This window comes from Falsiroseomonas sp. RANM36, assembly GCF_056682175.1.
On the sequence record NZ_JBWXTD010000005.1, the window covers coordinates 518,528 to 522,375 of the forward strand.

At 72.8% G+C, this 3,848-nt stretch carries 4 protein-coding genes; 2 read left to right on the plus strand and 2 right to left on the minus strand.

Annotation, left to right across the window (positions count from 1 at the left end; translation table 11 throughout):
• On the minus strand, positions 1-292 hold a 292-nt coding region (locus tag AC1MIR_RS20490; protein WP_480030031.1), incomplete at its 3' end, for a hypothetical protein.
• Positions 293-454: 162 nt separating this feature from the next.
• On the minus strand, positions 455-916 hold the full coding sequence (locus AC1MIR_RS20495) for a MarR family winged helix-turn-helix transcriptional regulator (RefSeq protein WP_480030032.1): 462 nt from the start codon (positions 914-916) through the stop codon (positions 455-457).
• Positions 917-991: 75 nt separating this feature from the next.
• On the opposite strand from AC1MIR_RS20495, the gene AC1MIR_RS20500 reads away from it, so the two are divergent.
• Together AC1MIR_RS20500 and AC1MIR_RS20505 are read left to right on the plus strand one after the other, a co-directional pair.
• Positions 992-3,157, plus strand: a complete 2,166-nt coding sequence (locus AC1MIR_RS20500) for a thiamine pyrophosphate-dependent enzyme (RefSeq protein ID WP_480030033.1) — start codon at positions 992-994, stop codon at positions 3,155-3,157.
• A partial coding sequence (locus tag AC1MIR_RS20505; protein ID WP_480030034.1) for a 2-oxoacid:acceptor oxidoreductase family protein occupies positions 3,154-3,848 on the plus strand: 695 nt, incomplete at its 3' end. The genes AC1MIR_RS20500 and AC1MIR_RS20505, both read left to right, overlap by 4 nt.

A 3,848-nucleotide genomic window follows, 5' to 3' on the forward strand; every position in this document is an offset into this window, starting at 1 on the left:
GGGCGGGGGGGGGCGGGGGGCCCCCCCCCCCCCCCCCCCCCCCCCGCGCCCCCGCCCGGGGCCCCGCGCCGTAATCCCCCCCCGGCCGCCGTCCGCGCCGCGGCGGCGGCGCGGTGGCGATCTCGGCCTCCAATTCGCGGATGCGGGCCTGGAGCGTCGCGCGAAGCGAGGGCGCTGCGCTCGGCTTGAGGTTCGCCAGCGTCTCCTTCAGTTCCGCGACCAGCTTGCGCTTCTCCTGCGGCGAGCGGCGGATCGGGCGGTTGTCGGAGAACTGGCCCTCATGCGAGCGCATCGTCTTTCTCTCCCGGGTCTGGCGTTCCCGACCGGGTTAGGCGGCCCGTGGCGCATCGTCAACGCGCCGGGCCTCGCACCGGGCGCGCGGCTGGTTGCGCCAAGCACGGGACAGGTCGATCCAGATCCGCGGGGTCGGCGCCGCTTCGCGGATCGGGTCGCTTCAACCCGCAAGCCGGCGCAGCAGACGCATCAACTCGGCGCGCTCCGCCCCCGTGAACAGCGCGCCGATGCGGGCTTCATGCGCCTCCACGCGCGCCCGCATCCGGGCGAGGTCCGCCGCCCCGCCCGGCGACAGGCGCAGCGCCTGCAGCCGCCCGTCGCTGGCCAGCCTCTCGCGCTGCAGCAGGCCGCGCCGGGTGAGCCGCGCCAGCACCGGGCTCAGCGTGGACTTGTCGAGCCCGAGCGCGGCCGCCAGGCGCACCTGCGTGATTCCCGGATTTTCCGCAACCAGGGTCAGCAGCCCGAATTCGCCAGGGCTCACCTCGCCGTCCAGCGCTTCCGCGAAATCGGCGAAGACGCGGCCCTGGGCGCGGCGGAGCAGGTAGCCGAGATACGAGGGCAGGGGGCCGCTCGCGACCGCCTCCCGCTGTGGATGCGCCGGCTCCGACAGACCGTTTGACACCCCACCTATCCTTGTCCGATATGCGGACTAAGGCATTCGGCGCCGGCTTGTCCAATGCCGGCCGGGAGGTACCGGGTGGAGGTCTCGTTCCGGGAGGAGATCGCCTCGCTGCGCCTCGGCGCGGGCGAGACGTTCCGCGGCGAGGGCATCCTGGCCGTGACCAAGGCGCTGCTGCAATCGGGCGTCTCCTATGTCGGCGGCTACCAGGGCGCGCCGGTGTCCCACCTGATGGATGTGCTGCTGCAGTCGGAAGACCTGCTGCAGGAGCTTGGCGTGCATCTGCAGACCTGCACGGGGGAGGCGGCGGCCGCGGCGATGCTCGGCGCCTCGGTCGCCTATCCGATGCGCGGCGCCGTCACCTGGAAGGCGATCGTCGGCACCAATGTCGCCGCCGACGCGCTGAGCAACCTGGCAAGCCCAGGCGTGATCGGCGGCGCGCTGATCGTGGTGGGCGAGGATTACGGCGAGGGCGCCTCCGTCGCGCAGGAGCGCAGCCACGCCTTCGCGCTGAAATCATCCCTGGTCCTGCTCGATCCGCGGCCCGACCTGCCGACCATCGTGCGCATGGTGGAGCAGGGCTTCGCGCTGTCGGAAGCCTCGAACACGCCGGCGATGCTGGAGCTGCGCATTCGCGCCTGCCATGTCTTCGGCAGCTTCGTGGCCAAGGACAACCGACGCGCGCCGATCAGCTTCCGCGACCCGGCGATGCCGGCGCGCTTCGACTACGGGCGGCTGGCGCATCCGCCGGTCACCTTCCCGCATGAGGCCGACAAGGTTTCCCGACGCTTGCCGGCGGCACGGCGCTACATCCTCGAGCATGGGCTGAACGAGCTGCTGGGCCCGCCGGATGGCGAGCTCGGGATCATCGTGCAGGGCGGGCTGTTCAACGCGCTGAACGCCGAACTCGCGGCGATGGGCCTCTCCGACGCCTTCGGTCGCCTGCGCATCCCGACACTGGTGCTGAACGTGACATATCCGCTGGTGCCGGAGCAACTCGTGACATTCTGCGCGGGCAAGCGCGGCGTGCTGGTGATCGAGGAAGGCGCGCCGGAGTACATCGAGCACGCCATCGCGCAGATCCTGCGCAAGGCCGAGCTCCACACCCCGCTGCACGGCAAGGACTTTCTTCCGTTGGCGGGGGAGTACACGCCGCCGGTGATCGCGGCGGGGCTCGCGCAGTTCTTCGAGCGATACGGCCAGCGCTTCGTGGCGATCCCCTCGCTGGCTCCGGCGGCGGCGGAAGCGGCGAAGCGCGCGGTCGGCGCGGTGATCCCGCCGCGCGCGCCCACCTTCTGCACCGGCTGCCCGGAACGGCCGGTGTTCAGCGCGATGAAGCTGCTGCGGCAGGAAACGGGGCCGGTGCATGTCGCGGCCGATATCGGCTGCCACGCCTTCGCGACCTTCGCGCCCTTCCACCAGGGCAACACCATCCTGGGCTACGGCATGTCGCTGGCCAGCGCGGCCGCGGTCGCCGGCACCAACCAGCGCAGGCCGATCGCGGTGATGGGCGATGGCGGCTTCTGGCACAACGGGCTCAACACCGGCGTCGCCGGCGCGGTGTTCAACCGCGACGACGCGGTGCTGGTGGTGATGGACAACGGCTATTCCAGCGCGACCGGCCTGCAGGACATTCCGTCGAGCAAGGAAGCGAGCGGCGAGGGCCGCGGCAAGGCCGTGCCGATCGAGCGCGCCATCAAGGGCGTGGGCGCGACATGGGTGCGCACGGTCCACACCTATGACGTGCGCGGCGTGCTGCGGACGCTGAAGGATGCGCTCTCCGACCCTGTGAAGGGGCTGAAGGTGATCGTCGCGCGCGGCGAATGCATGCTGGCGCGCCAGAAGCGGCTGCGCCCGGCGCAGGCGAAGGCGATCGCGGCCGGGGAGCGCGTGGTGCAGTCGCGCTTCGGCGTGGATGCCGAGGTGTGCACGGGCGACCATGCCTGCATCCGGCTGAACGGTTGTCCTTCGCTGACGCTAAAGCCCTCCGGCGATCCGCTGAAGGACGACCCCGTCGCGCATGTGAACAACGATTGCGTCGGCTGCGGCCTCTGCGGGGAGGTGGCGCATGCGGCGCAGCTCTGTCCGTCGTTCTACCGGCTGGACGTGATCCGCAATCCGGGCCGGCTTGACGTGTGGCGGCTGCGCATCGGCAATTGGTTCCTGCGGCTGTTCGGCGGCACGCCGATCACCGAGGCGCCGCCACTGCGTCCGCCCGCCGCCGTGCCGGTGCCGGCGGAGTGACCGCCTCCCCGGAGCCCACCCGCATCCTGATCGCCGCGTTGGGCGGCGAAGGGGGCGGCGTGCTGGTGGACTGGATCACGCGCGCCGCGATCGAGGCCGGGCTGCACGCGACGCGCACCTCCATCCCCGGCGTCGCGCAGCGCACGGGCGCGACGACCTACTATGTGGAGGTGATGCCCGCGCAGCCTGGCGATCCGTCACCGGTTCTCGGCCTCAACGCCGCGCCTGGCCGCGTGGACGTGTTCCTCGGCACCGAATTGCTGGAAGCCGCGCGCCGGGCGGAGGGCGGCTTCCTCACCCGCGACCGGACGCTGGCGCTGGTCGCGCATCGCCGCGCCTACACCGTCACGGAGAAGTCCGAGGGTGGCGACGGCAGGCTCGACGAGGCGCGGCTGGTGCAGGCGGTGCGGGAGACGGCGCGGGAGGCGGTCATCGCCGACTACGAGGCGCTGGCGCGCCGGACCGGTGCCGCGCTGAACGCGGTGATGCTGGGCGCGCTGTCGGCAAGCGGCGCCGTGCCGATCCCGCCCGACGCGTTTCGCGCCGCGATCCGCGCCGGCAAGGCGGCGGAGAGCAACCTGAGCGGCTTCGAGGCGGGCCTGGGGGGGGGGCCGCCCCCCCCCCCCCCCCGCCCCCCCCCCCCCCCCCCCCCCCCCCCCCCCCCCCGCGCCGGCGGGCCCGCCCCCGCCGC